Source organism: Streptomyces sp. NPDC048584 (genome assembly GCF_043199595.1).
Lineage (GTDB): Bacteria > Actinomycetota > Actinomycetes > Streptomycetales > Streptomycetaceae > Streptomyces > Streptomyces edwardsiae.
Genome location: NZ_JBICWF010000020.1, coordinates 116,023 through 130,357 on the forward strand (window position 1 = coordinate 116,023; position 14,335 = coordinate 130,357).

Genomic DNA, 14,335 nt, shown 5'->3' on the forward strand with positions numbered 1-14,335 from the left:
TCCGCTCTCAGTAGTGGGTGGCGTCGCGGGCGGCGTCGGCGTCGAGGGGGACGAGGAAGGCGCGGCTGAAGGTCAGGACGCTGGTGCCCGCCTGGTTGTGGGCGGTGGTGCGGCAGGTGATGACCCCGGTGTCGGGGCGGCTTTCGCAGGCCCGGCGGGTGAGGATCTCCGTTTCGGCGTACAGGGTGTCGCCGATGTGGACGGGCGCGGTGAAGCGCACCTGGTCGACGGCGAGGTTGGCGGTGGTCAGGCCGCTGATGCTGCGGACGGTCATGCCGGCCACGAGGTTGAGGGTGACGCCGGAGCAGACCAGGATGCGGCCCCACAAGGTCTGGCTGCTGTAGTGAGCATCGGTGTGGATGGGGGCGACGTTGCCGCTCAGGGCGGCGCCGAGGAGGTTGTCGAGTTCGGTGACGGTCCGGCCGGGCCGGTGTTCGATGACCAGGCCGGGGGCGAGTTCGGGGTAGGAGAGGCCGACGCTCTCGCGGACCCGGTCCTCGCCGGTCCGGCGGTAGCCGTGGGGCAGGCCGGTGCTCATGACGTGCGGTCCGCTTCGGCCACAAGCGCGCGGGCGGCGTTGAAGAAGGGGGTGCCGCGCATCTGTCCGTCCACGCTGGTCACCGTTCCGCCGCTGGCGTCGGCGGCTGCGACGATGGCGCGGGCCTGGGCGACCTCCTCGGTGGTGGGCGTGAAGACGTCGTTGATCACCTTCACGTGGCGGGGGTGGACGCAGCCCTTGCCGTGGAAGCCGAGTTCCTTGGCCCGCTCGGCGTCGCGGCGCAGGATGCCGGGGTCGTCGAGTTCCCAGGTGGGGGCGTCGATCGCGGGGATGTTGGCGGCGGTGGCGGCGTTGATGAGGGCTGAACGGGCGTAGTGGAGGGTGTCCCAGCCCAGGCCGCAGCGGACGGAGGCGGCGTAGTCGGCGGAGCCGAAGATGACGCCGCCGAGCCGGGACGCGCGCATGATCGCGGGGAGGGTGTCGAAGGCACGGGGGCTTTCGATCAGGGCCCAGATGTCGGGGGTGTAGCCGTCGGTGTCGAGCGCGGCGGCGACGAGTTCGATGTCGCGGGGGGATTCCGCCTTGGGGACCACGACGAGGTCGGGCCGGGCGGTGTAGGTGGTGAGGGCGACGAGGTCCTTGATGCCGTCGATCGTCGTGAGGCTGTTCATCCGGATGCCGAGGGTGCACGGCGGGTCGGGGAGGGCGAAGAACGCTTCCGAGGCGGTGCGGGCGGTCTGCTTGTCGGTGCGGGCGACGGAGTCCTCGATGTCGACGACGGCGACCGCGGCGCCGGACTTCTGTGCGCCGAGGAAGCGGTCCCTGTGCAGGCCGGGGGTGATGATCCAGGCCGGTCCGGGCCGGAGGCCGGTGCTGGGCATAGGGGTGGTCACCTTCCGTTGCGCTTGCTGGTGATGAGGAGGTCGAGTCGGCCGAGGGTGGCGGCGTCCCTGATGTCGCTGTCGCTGATGTCGATGCCGTAGCGGTCGGTCAGGAGGACGGACAGTTCGACGACGGCCAGGGAGTCGAATCCGGCGTGGTCGAGGCTGGCGTCGTCGGTGAGCCGTTCGGCGGGCAGCTTGAGGTCGTCGGTCAGGATGCGGACGAGATCACCGGTCATGCCCGGCTCCTTCCGGAAGGCGGGTGAGGGAGAGGTCGGGCCAGGTGAGGGTGGTGGCACCCCAGGTCAGTCCGGCGCCGAAGGCGGTGAGCAGGGCCCGGTGTCCGGGCTCCAGGCGGCCGTCGGCGGCGGAGTGGGCCAGGAGCAGGGGGATGGACGCGGCGCCGGTGTTGCCGACGTCGCTCACGTTGCCGAGCCGGTGGTCGGCGGGGACACCGAGCTGTCGGGCGACGAACGAGGTGATCCGGCTGTTGGCCTGGTGCGGGATCAGACGGTCGATGTCCGTGACGTCCCACCCGGCGGCGGTGGCGGCTTGGCGGGAGGCGGTGCACATGCGGTCGACCGCATGCCGGAAGACGTCGGCTCCGTCCATGTGCAGGGTGCCGGGCCGGGAGGCCCGGATCAGGTCGGCGCCGGTTCCGTCGCTGCCCAGCACCACCGACCCGAGTGCCCCGGGTTCGTCCGCGCTGCCGCGGCGCAGCATCACGGCTCCGGCGCCGTCACCGAACAGCGGGACGGTCGTGCGGTCCTGGGGGTCGGGAAGGGTGGAGAGGCGGTCGGCGCCGACGACCAGGACGGTCCGCGCGGTGTCAGTGGCGATGAGCCCGGCCGCGGTGGCGAGGGCGTAGAGGAAACCGGTGCAGCCGGCCGCGAGATCGTAGGCGGGAACTCCGGTCAGCCCGAGCCGGGTTGCCAGGGCAGGTGCGGTGGCCGGACAACAGCGGTCCGGCGTGGTCGTGGCCACCACCACGGCCTCCACCGTGACCGGTTCACCGTCGGCGAGGGCCTGGGCCGCCGCATGGACGGCGAGGTCGGTCGTGGACAGGTCCACCCCGGCGACATGCCGCTGGGCGATGCCGGTCCGCGAGCGGATCCACTCGTCCGTGGTGTCCAGACGTGCGGTCAGGTCGGCGTTCGTGACGATGTGCGGGGGCAGAGCCGCGCCGACTCCGCAGACCACGGCCACCTTTCCGGCGACTCCGGATGCGGCGGTCATCGGGTGGCCGCCTTCAGCTGCCGGGCGACGTCACCGATCAGGTCCTCCTGCCCGGCGACGACCTGCCGCTCGCCGAGGGCGAGGAACAGGTCTACGGGGTCGACGCCTTCGGCGCGGGCGATCTGCTGGACGGGCCGCCTGAAGCCGGAGAACACCCCGGCGAGCCCGCTGGCCACGGCGGTGGAGTCGATGGACGGCGGGGCCTTCATCAGACGGTCGGCGGCGATGTCGGCGGCGGCCAGGACCTCGCGCAGGCCGATACCGGTTGCGATGCCACGGCGTTCGAGAACGGCCACGAGGACTTCGAGCTGGGTGTTGCCCGCCCCGGCGCCGAACCCGCGGGCGGTCGCGTCGATGACGGACGCCCCGGCGTCCACGGCGGCAAGACTGTTCGCCACGGCCAGGCCCAGGTTGTTGTGGCCGTGGAAGATGACCGGCACGTCGACGGCGTCGGCGATGGCGTGCACCCGCTCGGTGACGTCGGCCGGGAGGTAGTGGCCGGCGGAGTCCATGATGCCGACGGCCTGGGCACCGAGCGTCGCCATCAGGGCGCACTGTTCGGCGAGTTCGCCGGGGCCGGTCATGTGGCTCATGAGCAGGACGCCCTGGGCTTCGGCGCCGAGGTCGCGGGCAACGCCGAGGTGGCGTTCGGTGACGTCGGCCTCGGTGCAGTGCGCGGCGATCCGTACGACGTCGGCGCCGTGGCGGACGGCGGCCACCAGGTCGTGGGAGGTGCCCCAGCCGGGGGCCATGAAGACGCCCATCCTTGATGAGGTGAGGGCCTCGCGGACGGTGGTGAGCATCGTGGCGTCGTCGAGAGCGGCGCGGCCGATCTGGAGGCTGGAGGCGCCCAGGCCGTTGCCGTGGCCGACCTCCACCACCGGCACCTTGGCGGCGTTCGCGGCGGTGGCGTAGGCGTGGAGCTGGTCGGCACCGAGCTGGTGGCCGACCGCGTGGTGGCCGTCGCGCAGGGTCGGGTCGTGCAGGAGGATTTGGGGCCGCTTGCGCGGGTGTGTGTCCATGGACGGGGTTCCCTTCATCGGGAGGAGGCGGCCGCCTGCTCGGCGAGCAGGACGGCGGCGGCGTTGATGATGTCGACGCTTCCGGCGTGGCGGGGCAGGCGGCTGCCGGAGGCGGTCACCTCCACCGCGACCGAGATCCGGCCCGGGGTCACGGCGAGGGAGGTCACCCTGTATCCGGGTGTGTAGGCGCGCACGGCCTGGGCGGCGGTCGCGATGCCCGTGCGGACCGGTGCGGCACGGATGTCTTCTGCGAGGACGGTCATGGCCACCCGGAACGGCGGGGCGGGCCGGGCGGGGCTGAGGTTGACCATCACCTTTGCGTCCCGGGCGCCGGTGAAGGTCCGGATCGCGGCGGAGGTGGTGGCGATGTACTGGTCGAGGTTCAGGCGGGTGGCCCGGCCGGCGCTCGCGCTCGCCCCGGTGGAGACCACTTCGATGTAGGTGGGGGTACAGCGCTGGGCGATGGCGTGCAGGACCGGGAGGGCCGCCTGCCCGCCGCAGCTGACGAGGTTCAGGTGCCGATGGGCCGCCGCCCGGTGACCGTTGACGCCCGGGACGATGACCGTGCCGAGTCCCGTGGGGGTCAGGTCGATCAGCGTGGTGCCGGTAGGTTGCAGTGCGGCCCAGTGCTCGGCGTGGCTGTCGGCGTTGGTGGCGTCGAAGACCGCGTCGAAGGGGCCGCCCTCCGCCACGGCGTGAATCCCGCCATCGGTGGTCGGATGGCCCATGTCGGCCGCCCGGCGCAGTCCCAGGCTGTCCCGGCCGCGGCCTGCCACCAAGGCCAGCTCCAGCTTCTTTGACCGGCGGATCTTGTCGGCGAGGTCGATCCCGATCAGGCCCGCGCCGAGTACGGCGACACGCAGCCGCTGTTCATCCGCAGCCATCGGCCGCTCCTTCGTCCAAGGGGAGGGGTGGTGCATGAGGGGTGCGGCGCCGGGGCCGGCGCCGGGCTCCGAGGGTCAGCGCACGTGCAGCTCGACCGGCGGCAGATGTGGCGAGCGGGCGCGTACCGTGCTCCGGGCTTCCAGAGGGAGGCTGGCGTGCACGGCCCCGGCCAGGACCAGTTGCCCGGCGCGCAGGCCGTCGCCGCAGCGGTGGAGCCGTCCGGCGAGCCAGACCAGGGCACGGAGCGGGTCCCCGAGGACGGCACGGCCCGCTCCGGTGACCATCGCGGTGCCGTCGACGCTGACGACCAGCGGCTCGGCGGCCAGGTCCATCTCCGCGCTCAGCGGCACCATGGACCCGGTGACGACCCGAGCGCACGAGGCGTTGTCGGCGATGCTGTCCGCGACCGTGATCCGCCAACTGGTGAACCGGGTGTCGATCACCTCCAGGGCGAGGAACACCTCCTTCACCGCCGCCCGTGCCTCGTCCTCGCTCACGTCCGGGCCTGCCAGATCGCAGCCGAGCCGGAACGCGATCTCGGCCTCCACCCGCGGCTGCATCAGCACCGACCGGGCCATGGTGCTGCCGGTAGGCAACACCATGTCGTCCAGCAGAACGCCCGAGTCAGGGTCGTCGACGCCCATCTGCTCCTGCATGGCCCTGGAGGTCACCCCGGCCTTGTGGCCGACGACGCGGGCGCCACCCGCGATCCGCCGGGCGACCACCGCCTTCTGCACCCGGTAGGCCGTCGCCAAGGGCAGTCCGGGCCGCCGGGCGGTCAGCGCCTCGATCGGCACCTGCTCGTACTCCGCCGCCAGCAGAGCCGACGCCGAAGCGGCGATCCAGCGATCCTCCTGGTCGTCCATGGCAATCCTTCCTCGGGGCATGGGGCATCACATGCGGTTCGCGGATGTGGGCGCAGGAGCAGATCCGGGGGCGGGCACTGGTACCGGCCGCCGGGATCTGGCCTGATGAAGAGTCAACCGGCGCTCGCCGCACAGCGGTACGGTGACGGGCAGCCCAAGCGGTATATCGCGTATATCCGGACAGGTGCTCATGACCACCCGCATGCCGAACGTCCAGCTCAGCGCCCTTGTCGCCGAATCCGGCCTCACCTACGAGGCGCTGGCCAAGGCGGTCTGCGCCGTCGCCGCCGAATGCGGCACACGCTTACGCACGAACAAGTCCAACGTCGAGCACTGGCTCAGCGGATCCGTGCCTCGCGGCGATACACCCGGCTACCTCGCGGTCGCGCTCTCACGGCGTCTCGGCCGCCTCCTGACCCCCGCCGAGCTCGGCCTGCCCTCCCCGCCAGAGGTCGAAAATGACACCATCGGGCTGTCCCTCGGGAGCGACCCGCTGGGCATCCTGTTGCCGATGTGGAGGTACGAGTTGGACCGCCGCCGCTTCCTGACGGCTTCCGCCTACTCCGTGGCAGCCGCAGCCCTGCCCCTCAGCCACCTCCAGGACATCGCCTCCCGCACCCAGGCCGCCCGCACCGGCCACACCGTCGGCATGGCCGAAGTCACCGCCGTCCGCGACATGATCCACGCCTTCTCCGAGATGGACGAACGCCACGGCGGACAGCACGGCCGCAGCGCCCTGGTCACCTACCTCCGCGATGACGTCGCTCCGCTGTGCCGGGCCCGGTTCCGCACCGACGAAGCCCATCGGCAGATGCTCTCCGCTGCCGGCCGAGGCGTCCACCTGCTGGGCTGGAAAAGCTACGACGCAGGCCAGCAGGGACTCGCCCAGCGCTACTACCTCCAGTCCTACGCCCTGGCCGCCGAATCCGGCCTGCGCGGGCACGACGGATTCGTGATGCGCACCATGGCCATGCAGGGCCTCAAGCTCCACCGCCCCGAGCACTGCCTGGGCCTGGCCGAGACCGGCCTGAACCGCGCCAAGGGACGGGTCGACGCCCAGACCGAAGCCCTCTTCCGCATCGTCCACGCCCACACCCTGGCCAAGAGTGGCAAGCGCCGCGCGGCCCTCGCCGAGGCCGAACACGCCCGCACCCTGCTGACCGCCGCTCCCGGCGACGAGGTGCCGTTCTGGGCGCTGGCCTGGGGCCCACCGGCCGCGTCGGTGTACTCCCGCACCGCCAAGGTCCACGAGACCCTGGGAGACCACCGGGCCGCCGCCGAGCAGTACGCGCTGGCCGCCACGGCCCGCCCGGCCGACACCTACGCGCGGATCGTCGCCCTGGACCTGGTCGCGGGCGCCGAGATGCACCTCAAGCGCGGCAGCATCGAGCAGGCGTGCGCCACCTGGCACCGGGCCATCGACCACATGGGCGGTGTCCGCTCCGTCCGTACCCGCAAGGCGATCTCCCGTATGCGCGGCGACCTCGCACGCTTTCGGGCCCGTGGCCTGCGGTGTGTGGCCGAGCTCGACGAACGGGGGCGCGACTTCCTCTCCGGCGTCTGACCTCAGCGGCGTCCGAAGAAGCGGCGGACGATCGGCTCCAGGTAGTCCGCGTGCGGACCGGACAGACCGGCCGGTTCGTCCGGTGAGCGCAGCAGGGCGATGTCGGCGAGTTCAGGTTCGCGGTCCTGGGCCCGCTCGGCTGCCGCGGCAGCGGCGAAGTCCGCGCGCAGCGTCGCCTCGGGAAGGGCCGGGGCGAGGTAGGTCAGGCCGACACTGCCGTTCTCGCCGCGGGTGACGACCCATAGCTTCAGGTCCTCGGGGGCCGCGCCGATCCCCAACTCCTCGACCAGTTCCCGCGCGGCCTGGCCGGCCAGTGCCGACCCGTCCAGCACCGCCCCGGCCTGGGGAGGCTCCAGGGACCCCCCGGGCAGCTGCCAGCGGCCCGGGGCGGCCGTAGAGGGCGACATCCTCGCCACCAGCACACGGCCGTCGTCGGTCGGCTGGACGACGTTCACGAACAACGAGGGCAGTGCGGTGGCGCCGGGAACGCGACGCAAGGCGTAGTGCCGGTAGGTCACACGCACCCACGACAGACGCAGGACGCGCGGGTCCGTCCACTCCAGTCCCCCACACGCCACCACAGGCCCGTCGAAGAGGGTGGGGTTGGCCCGCACCGCCATGTCCCACACCCGGTCCCGGGCCTCAGCGTGCCGGGGCGGCAGCGGTGGCTCCGCAGCTTCGGCCAACAGGAGCCGTTCCACCTCGAAGAGGTCAACGTCCACGGGGGGTAGCGTCTCGGTCACCGGCCCATCGTAGAACCCGCTCCGACCCGCATCCCTCGCCCTCCGACGCGACCGGCCGGCCAACTGGGCGGAAGCGGACCGGCCACATGGCCGACGCATGACCGGCAGCGGCGCCGCCGTGACAGGTCGGCGGGCGGGTACGGGAGCTACCCGTGAAGCTCCGCGACGATCTGTTCGGCAATGCGGCGTGAGGGCCCCAGCCGAGGGTCCTCCGGGTGCGCGCCCGGTCCGAAGAGATTCGAGCACACGAACAGTGTCATCAGCTTGCCGTCCCGGCTCGCGAAGTCACGGCGCCGCTCTTGCCGTACGCGATCGGCCAGAGACGGGACGGCAAGCGAGCTCCCCCACACCGAAGCGGAGTCCAGCCCGCGCGGCGCGTTCCCCCAGTCGAAGCACCGACCGAGCGGCGTTTCCGTACTGCCGTATCCCGGTCCAGTGCGTGCGCCGATACAGCCGTGCCTGTATGGATGCCGTCCCTGGCGGGGCCCGGAGCTGCCCGCGACGCTGGCTGCATGTCAGCGTCACGGGCCCAAGAGGCCGCAATCGTAAGTGTGTTCGCCCAGCGCTTCTCCGCCACGCGCCGGGGCGCCCGACTCGCCCGCAGGCTCGCCACGCACCGACTCGACCTGTGGCACCTGCCCTACGGCAGCCCCGCCTCCGACACCGTCACCCTCGTCGTGGCCGAACTCGCCTCCAACGCGGCCCTCCACGGCCACGTGCCGGGACGCGACTTCGAGTTGCGGCTCACATACGACCGGTCCGCGGGGCTCGTCCGTGTCGAGGTGTCCGACACCCACCCGGAGCTTCCCAAGCCGATGGGCCGGCCCACCGCGGACGCCGACAGCGGGCGCGGCCTGCTCCTCGTGGAAGCTGTCGCCGCCCGCTGGGGCGTGGACGGACGAACAGGGCCGGGCAAGACCGTGTGGGCCGAGTGTGCGGTCCGCACCCCTGACAACCCGTGTCCCGTTCAGCCGTAATAGACGATCATCAGTCCAGGCCGACCGGGGTGACCGGGGTGCCCAGCATCACGACCGTCGTCGCCCAGGCCCTGCGGACCGATGCGACCGCCCTGCGGCGAGACGCTCCCCAGGGCGACATGATCTTCCTGGACCCTGTGGGAACGGTTCCTCGCCCGGAAACCGGGACTGGAGGCGGACTCAGTGCGGAGCCGGTCGACACCGCACGCGGCAGGCGGGTCACGTGAAGAGCGAGGGTGAGGCGATCGAGGTCACCCGGCACGGCAACATCATCGCGATACGGCCACCGGTCGGCAGTCCTATGGAGCGGTACGCGCACCTGGTGGCGCAAGGGAGGATCACGCCGAAGCCCTTCACCGCGGCCGAGCGCCACGGCATGCCGCACTACGAGGTACCGGAAGACGTCGACCCCGTGGCGCTCCTGCTCGCCGAGCGTGAGGAGGACGACCGTTGATCTACAGAGACACTTCCGTGCTCGCCATCTTGGCGGACCGACGGCGGACGAACTGTAGGAACCCGACAGGACGCCACGAGAGCCACTGTCGATGCCCCAGTGCCCCGGGCGGGACCGGGACCGATAGGTTTTCGGTGTAGCCGCCTGTCATCCAGGTGTCCGGGCGGTGCACCAGACCGCTATCGAAAGGGTGATCCGTTGAGCCGCTCGGTTCTCGTCACCGGAGGCAACCGGGGCATCGGCCTCGCCATCGCCCGCGCGTTCGCCGACGCCGGCGACAAGGTCGCCATCACATACCGCTCGGGTGAGCCGCCGCAGGGCCTCCTCGCCGTCAAGTGCGACATCACCGACACCGAGCAGGTGGAGCAGGCCTACAAGGAGATCGAGGAGGCCCACGGCCCCGTCGAGGTCCTGATCGCCAACGCCGGCATCAACAAGGACCAGTTGTTGATGCGGATGTCCGAGGAGGACTTCACCTCGGTCGTCGAGACCAACCTCACCGGCACCTTCCGGGTCGTCAAGCGTGCCAACCGCGCCATGCTGCGCGCGAAGAAGGGCCGCGTCGTCCTGATCTCCTCGGTGGTCGGACTGCTCGGCTCCGCGGGGCAGGCGAACTACGCCGCCTCCAAGGCCGCGATGGTCGGCTTCGCCCGCTCCCTCGCCCGTGAGCTGGGATCGCGCAACATCACCTTCAACGTCGTCGCGCCCGGTTTCGTCGACACCGACATGACCCGGGAGCTCAGCGAGGAACAGCAGACGAAGATCCTCGCGCAGGTACCGCTCGCCCGGTACGCGCGGCCCGAGGAGATCGCCGCGACCGTGCGGTTCCTCGCCTCGGACGACGCCTCGTACATCACTGGAGCCGTCATCCCCGTTGACGGCGGACTGGGAATGGGTCACTGATCACCATGAGCGGAATCCTCGAGGGCAAGCGCGTCCTGATCACCGGTGTGCTGACGGAGGCGTCCATCGCCTTCCACGCCGCCAAGCTGGCCCAGGAGCAGGGCGCCGAGGTCATCCTGACCGCCTTCCCGCGGCCCACGCTGACCGAGCGCATCGCCAAGAAGCTCCCCAAGCCTGCCAAGGTCATCGAGCTGGACGTCACCAACGACGAGCACCTCGGCCGCCTGGCCGACGTCGTCGGCGAGGAGCTGGGCGGCCTCGACGGCGTCGTGCACTCCATCGGCTTCGCGCCGCAGGACGCGCTCGGCGGCAACTTCCTCAACACGCCGTTCGAGTCCGTGGCCACGGCCATGCACGTCTCCGCGTTCTCCCTGAAGTCGCTGACCATGGCCTGCCTGCCGCTGATGCAGAACGGCGGCTCCGTCGTCGGCCTCACCTTCGACGCGCAGTACGCCTGGCCGCAGTACGACTGGATGGGCCCCGCGAAGGCCGCCCTGGAGGCCACCAGCCGCTACATGGCCCGTGACCTCGGCAAGCAGAACATCCGCTGCAACCTGGTCTCGGCGGGCCCCCTCGGTTCCATGGCCGCCAAGTCCATCCCGGGCTTCGGCGAGCTGGCCTCCGTGTGGGACACCCGTGCGCCGCTGGAGTGGGACCTGAAGGACCCGGAGCCGGCCGGCCGCGGCATCGTCGCGCTGCTCAGCGACTGGTTCCCGAAGACCACGGGCGAGATCGTCCACGTCGACGGCGGTCTGCACGCCATCGGCGCCTGACGAACGTACGGCCGAAGGCCCGCGTCCCCTCCGGGACGCGGGCCTTCGCGCGTGTCAGCCGTCGGAGGGCGGACCGAACAGCCCCGGACGGCACATGAACGGATAGGCGCCGGCCTCCTCGGCCGCCTTCGCCGCGTCACCCGCGCGGATCGCGTCCACCAGCCGGCCGTGGTCCATGTGCGCCTCGGGGGACATGCCCCGGTCCATGTCACCGCGCAGCCAGTCCCGCAGCACCTCACTCAGATCCGCGTACATCGCGGTCATCACGTCGTTGTGCGAGGCGGCCACGACCGCCAGATGGAACGTCGCGTCCGCCGCCACGAACGCCTCCGCCTCACCCGACTCCCAGGCCTCCTCCCGGCGCAGCAGCAGGGTGTCGATCTGTTTGAGGTCCTTCTCCGTCCGCCGCTCGGCGGCCAGCCGCGCGGCCGCCGACTCCAGCGTCGAGCGCAGCTCGGCGATGTGCCGGGGGTCGGCGCCCGCGAAGCGGCGCTGCATCACACCGGCCAGCTCGCTCGTGGCCACGACATACGTGCCCGAGCCCTGGCGGATGTCCAGCAGCCCGTTGTGCGCCAGCGCGCGGACGGCCTCGCGGACCGTGTTACGCGCCACACCCAGCTGCTCGACCAGCTCCGGCTCGGTGGGGATACGCGCGCCGACCGGCCACTCACCCGAGGTGATCTCGGCCCGCAGCGCGGCGATGACCTGCTCGGACAGGGCCGAACGGCGGGGATGGCTCAATGACATGGCACACCTTCGCACGACAGCGGCGCCGTGGCACGGCGACCTCGGCATGGACAACCAATCATCCCATGATTCTATGATGGGTGGCATGGCTAGCCAGGAAACCCGGACGCTCACGTCCACGACCGTACGTACGCCGGCCGCGCCCGAAGTCCGGACCACCCCCGGCACCGGCCCCACGCGCGCGTGGCGGACACGGCTGCTGGTCCTCGGTATCGTGCTGGCCGCGCTCAACCTCCGCCCCGCCATCACCAGCCTGGGCGCGCTGCTCGAGGAGGTCCGCTACGGGCTCGGCATGAGCGGCAGCGTGGCCGGGCTGCTCACCTCCGTGCCCCCGCTGTGCTTCGCCGTCTTCGGCGTCACCGCTCCGCGGCTGGCCCGCCGGTTCGGCGCGGGCGCGGTGGTCTGCGCCGGCCTGGTCGCCATCGGCACCGGTCTGCTGATACGGCCGTACGTGGGCGGCACCGCGGCGTTCCTGGCGGCCACCGCGCTCACGCTGATGGGCATCGCCGTCAGCAACGTACTGATGCCGGTCATCGTCAAGCGCTGGTTCCCCGACCGGGTCGGCTCCATGACAGGCCTGTACTCCATGGCCCTCGCCCTGGGCACCGCCTCGGCGGCGGCCGTGACCGTGCCGCTGACCGGCGCGCTGGGCGGGAACTGGCGGTCGGGCCTCGCCGTGTGGGCGGCCCTGGCGGCCGTCGCCGTACTGCCGTGGCTGACCTTCGTGCGGGCCCGGGAGGGGGAGCAGGAGCGGGACACCCGCGCCGAGACGCCGGTACGGCTGCGGATCACCCGGAGCCGTACCGCCTGGGCGCTGGCCGTGTTCTTCGGGCTCCAGGCCACCGCCGCGTACATCACCATGGGCTGGATGGCGCAGATCTTCCGCGACTCGGGCGTCCCCGCCGGCAAGGCCGGACTGCTTCTCGCGGTCACCATGGTGATGGGCGTCCCGCTGGCCTTCGTCATCCCGCGTCTCGCCACCCGGCTGCCCCACCAGGGTCCGATCGTGCTCGCGCTGGGCTTCAGCGGCCTCGTCGGCTACGCGGGCCTCTACCTCGCCCCGGCCGAGGGCGCCTGGGCCTGGGCCGTGCTGCTCGGCATAGCGAACTGCGCCTTCCCGCTCGCGCTCACCATGGTCGGCATGCGCGCCAGGACCGGCGCGGGCGTGGCCCAGCTCTCGGCCTTCGCCCAGAGCACCGGCTACCTGATCTCCATCCCCGGCCCCCTCCTGGTAGGCGTTCTCTACCAGCACAGCGGCGGCTGGGGCCTCCCGATCGCCCTGATGGCAGCACTGATGATCCCGCAAACGGCAGTGGGCATCCTGGCCGGCCGCCCGCGCACGGTAGAGGACGAGGCAGCCGCTTAAGGGGCGCGGGGCTGTGTCGACCGGCGGCTCCGCCGCGTGGGCGCGAAGGGGGCGAAGGGGGCCTGGGGGCGAAGCCCCCAGGGACGAGAAGGGGCGGCGGGAGCGAAAGACCCCCTGTGCCACCCCGCCCCCACCCCCGGTGAACCCCCGAAAGTCCGCCACAGGCGCAGATGCGAGACTGACCCCATGCCAGTCCTAGACCCCACCCCCCAGAACGGCCAGAAGAAGCTGCTCCTGGTCTTCGGCACCTTCTTCGCCATCTTCATCGTCATCGGCGTGGTCGCCACGATCCTCGCCCCCTGAGAACCCCCATGGTGGTGCCAGCACCCCCATCCCCTAGGGGGCCAGGCTCAGGGTCAAGTGGGTGGATCACCGGATGGGTTGAGCCCCGAACAATCCGTACCTTCGAGATGTGGCCGCGAGACGTGACCCACGCACCATCCAGAAGAGCGGAGGCCCCCATGTCGGCGCACACGCACACCCGGCCCCACCCGGCCCCCCGGGGCGGCGTCGACACCCGGCTGCCGTGGTGGGCCCTGGCCCTCCCCACCCTCGCGTTCGTCGCCCTGCTCACCCTGATCCTCAACCCCTCCGAGGCCCACGCGGCCGGGGGCGATCCCGGCCTCACGCACCTCGTCGAGCGCGCACAGCGGCTCATAGCCCGCTGAACCCCCGAAAGCGCCGGTCAACTCCCTGCGCCCCGTGGCCTGTTTCATGCGAAGCTGGGTCACATGAGCGTCGCAGAACCCCGCAGGATTGTCCTTTTCCGGCATGCGAAAGCCGACTGGCCCCCGGTGACCGACCATGAACGCCCGCTCGCAGAGCGTGGCCGTATGGAGGCCGCCGTCGCCGGACGCAAGCTCGCGGACACCGGTATCGCCTTCGACCTGGCCGTGTGCTCGACCTCGGTGAGGACCCGCGAGACCTGGAAGCTCGCGGTCCACGAGTTCCCGGAGCGGCCGAAGACCGTCTACGAGGAGCGGGTCTACGAGGCCTCGCCCGGCGAGCTCATCGCCCTGCTCAACGAAACCCCCGACGACGCGCAGAACGTCCTCCTGGTCGGCCACAACCCCGGCGTCCAGGGACTGGCCGACATCCTGGCCGGCGCGGCGGAGGGCGACGCCCGTGAGCGCATGAACCGCCTCGGCTACCCGGCCGCCGCCTTCGCCGTCCTGTCGTTCACCGGCTCCTGGAAGACCCTCGAGCCCGGCGTCGGCACGCTCGTCGACTACTGGGCGCCCACGGAGTGACACCCGGTGCGACGGGGGCCCGGCACCGACGTCCATCGGCGCCGGGCCCACCCGTCTCCGTGCTCCGGCGACCGGACAGGCCCTAGGCCGTTTCTTTCAGATCATCGGATCGTTGGTCTGGGTGTGTCGTTGACTGACGCCCAGTGGGCCCGCATCGAGCCGTTGCTGC

General features: G+C 71.6%; 18 protein-coding genes and 1 pseudogene. 9 read left to right on the plus strand and 10 right to left on the minus strand.

Features of this window, described 5'->3' with window-relative positions; genetic code table 11:
- Positions 1-7 precede the first annotated feature (7 nt).
- The 7 genes from ACGFR9_RS33230 to ACGFR9_RS33260 form a co-directional block, all read right to left on the minus strand.
- Positions 8-538 (minus strand): MaoC family dehydratase, encoded by a 531-nt coding sequence (locus ACGFR9_RS33230; protein WP_393216193.1) that lies wholly within the window; start codon positions 536-538, stop codon positions 8-10.
- A complete protein-coding gene (locus tag ACGFR9_RS33235) occupies positions 535-1,380 on the minus strand; it encodes an HpcH/HpaI aldolase/citrate lyase family protein (RefSeq protein ID WP_393216196.1) in 846 nt (281 codons plus the stop codon). Before ACGFR9_RS33235 ends, ACGFR9_RS33230 begins: the two co-directional genes overlap by 4 nt.
- Positions 1,381-1,388: 8 nt before the next feature.
- Positions 1,389-1,619 (minus strand): acyl carrier protein, encoded by a 231-nt coding sequence (locus ACGFR9_RS33240; protein ID WP_393216199.1) that lies wholly within the window; start codon positions 1,617-1,619, stop codon positions 1,389-1,391.
- Positions 1,609-2,616, minus strand: coding sequence for a beta-ketoacyl-ACP synthase 3 (locus ACGFR9_RS33245; RefSeq protein WP_393216202.1), 1,008 nt, complete (start codon positions 2,614-2,616; stop codon positions 1,609-1,611). The genes ACGFR9_RS33240 and ACGFR9_RS33245 overlap by 11 nt, the downstream gene beginning before the upstream one ends.
- A complete protein-coding gene (gene dmpG / locus ACGFR9_RS33250; protein ID WP_393216205.1) occupies positions 2,613-3,638 on the minus strand; it encodes a 4-hydroxy-2-oxovalerate aldolase in 1,026 nt (341 codons plus the stop codon). Before dmpG ends, ACGFR9_RS33245 begins: the two co-directional genes overlap by 4 nt.
- A 14-nt stretch (positions 3,639-3,652) precedes the next feature.
- Positions 3,653-4,522: an acetylating acetaldehyde dehydrogenase gene (locus tag ACGFR9_RS33255; RefSeq protein ID WP_393216208.1), complete on the minus strand. Its 870-nt coding sequence runs from the start codon at positions 4,520-4,522 to the stop codon at positions 3,653-3,655.
- 75 nt (positions 4,523-4,597) lie between these two features.
- Positions 4,598-5,389 (minus strand): 2-keto-4-pentenoate hydratase, encoded by a 792-nt coding sequence (locus ACGFR9_RS33260; RefSeq protein ID WP_393216211.1) that lies wholly within the window; start codon positions 5,387-5,389, stop codon positions 4,598-4,600.
- A 190-nt stretch (positions 5,390-5,579) separates the two neighbouring features.
- On the opposite strand from ACGFR9_RS33260, the gene ACGFR9_RS33265 reads away from it, so the two are divergent.
- Positions 5,580-6,953 carry a hypothetical protein gene (locus ACGFR9_RS33265; protein WP_393216214.1) on the plus strand — a complete coding sequence of 458 codons (1,374 nt, stop codon included), beginning with the start codon at positions 5,580-5,582 and terminating at the stop codon, positions 6,951-6,953.
- Positions 6,954-6,955: 2 nt separating this feature from the next.
- On the opposite strand, the gene ACGFR9_RS33270 is transcribed toward ACGFR9_RS33265, so the two are convergent.
- Positions 6,956-7,696, minus strand: a complete 741-nt coding sequence (locus tag ACGFR9_RS33270) for an NUDIX domain-containing protein (RefSeq protein WP_393216217.1) — start codon at positions 7,694-7,696, stop codon at positions 6,956-6,958.
- Positions 7,697-7,842: 146 nt separating this feature from the next.
- Positions 7,843-8,085 (minus strand): annotated as a pseudogene (locus ACGFR9_RS33275) (hypothetical protein); the annotation flags it as partial.
- Between the two features lie 162 nt (positions 8,086-8,247).
- Between ACGFR9_RS33275 and ACGFR9_RS33280 the strand changes: the two are divergent.
- From ACGFR9_RS33280 to fabI, 4 genes are all read left to right on the plus strand, one after another.
- Complete coding sequence (locus ACGFR9_RS33280) at positions 8,248-8,673, plus strand: ATP-binding protein (protein ID WP_393216220.1); 426 nt, start codon at positions 8,248-8,250, stop codon at positions 8,671-8,673.
- Between the two features lie 223 nt (positions 8,674-8,896).
- Positions 8,897-9,127 (plus strand): hypothetical protein, encoded by a 231-nt coding sequence (locus tag ACGFR9_RS33285; RefSeq protein WP_393216223.1) that lies wholly within the window; start codon positions 8,897-8,899, stop codon positions 9,125-9,127.
- A 198-nt stretch (positions 9,128-9,325) separates the two neighbouring features.
- Positions 9,326-10,030: a 3-oxoacyl-[acyl-carrier-protein] reductase gene (gene fabG / locus ACGFR9_RS33290; protein ID WP_030224265.1), complete on the plus strand. Its 705-nt coding sequence runs from the start codon at positions 9,326-9,328 to the stop codon at positions 10,028-10,030.
- A 5-nt stretch (positions 10,031-10,035) separates the two neighbouring features.
- Entirely contained in the window at positions 10,036-10,803 is a 768-nt protein-coding gene (fabI, locus tag ACGFR9_RS33295; RefSeq protein ID WP_393216226.1) for an enoyl-ACP reductase FabI, read from the plus strand.
- A 54-nt stretch (positions 10,804-10,857) separates the two neighbouring features.
- Here fabI and ACGFR9_RS33300 read toward each other — a convergent pair whose 3' ends face one another.
- Positions 10,858-11,550, minus strand: coding sequence for a FadR/GntR family transcriptional regulator (locus ACGFR9_RS33300; protein ID WP_393216229.1), 693 nt, complete (start codon positions 11,548-11,550; stop codon positions 10,858-10,860).
- A 73-nt stretch (positions 11,551-11,623) separates the two neighbouring features.
- Here ACGFR9_RS33300 and ACGFR9_RS33305 point away from each other — a divergent pair, with 73 nt between their 5' ends.
- The 4 genes from ACGFR9_RS33305 (at position 11,624) to ACGFR9_RS33320 (ending at position 14,166) form a co-directional block, all read left to right on the plus strand.
- Positions 11,624-12,916, plus strand: coding sequence for a CynX/NimT family MFS transporter (locus ACGFR9_RS33305; RefSeq protein WP_393216231.1), 1,293 nt, complete (start codon positions 11,624-11,626; stop codon positions 12,914-12,916).
- A gap of 186 nt (positions 12,917-13,102) precedes the next feature.
- On the plus strand, positions 13,103-13,219 hold the full coding sequence (locus ACGFR9_RS33310) for an SGM_5486 family transporter-associated protein (RefSeq protein WP_393216233.1): 117 nt from the start codon (positions 13,103-13,105) through the stop codon (positions 13,217-13,219).
- A 158-nt stretch (positions 13,220-13,377) separates the two neighbouring features.
- On the plus strand, positions 13,378-13,584 hold the full coding sequence (locus tag ACGFR9_RS33315) for a hypothetical protein (protein WP_393216236.1): 207 nt from the start codon (positions 13,378-13,380) through the stop codon (positions 13,582-13,584).
- 63 nt (positions 13,585-13,647) lie between these two features.
- The gene (locus tag ACGFR9_RS33320) at positions 13,648-14,166 is read left to right on the plus strand and encodes a histidine phosphatase family protein (protein ID WP_030224252.1); all 519 of its coding nucleotides are present in this window, start codon (positions 13,648-13,650) and stop codon (positions 14,164-14,166) included.
- Positions 14,167-14,335 lie beyond the last annotated feature (169 nt).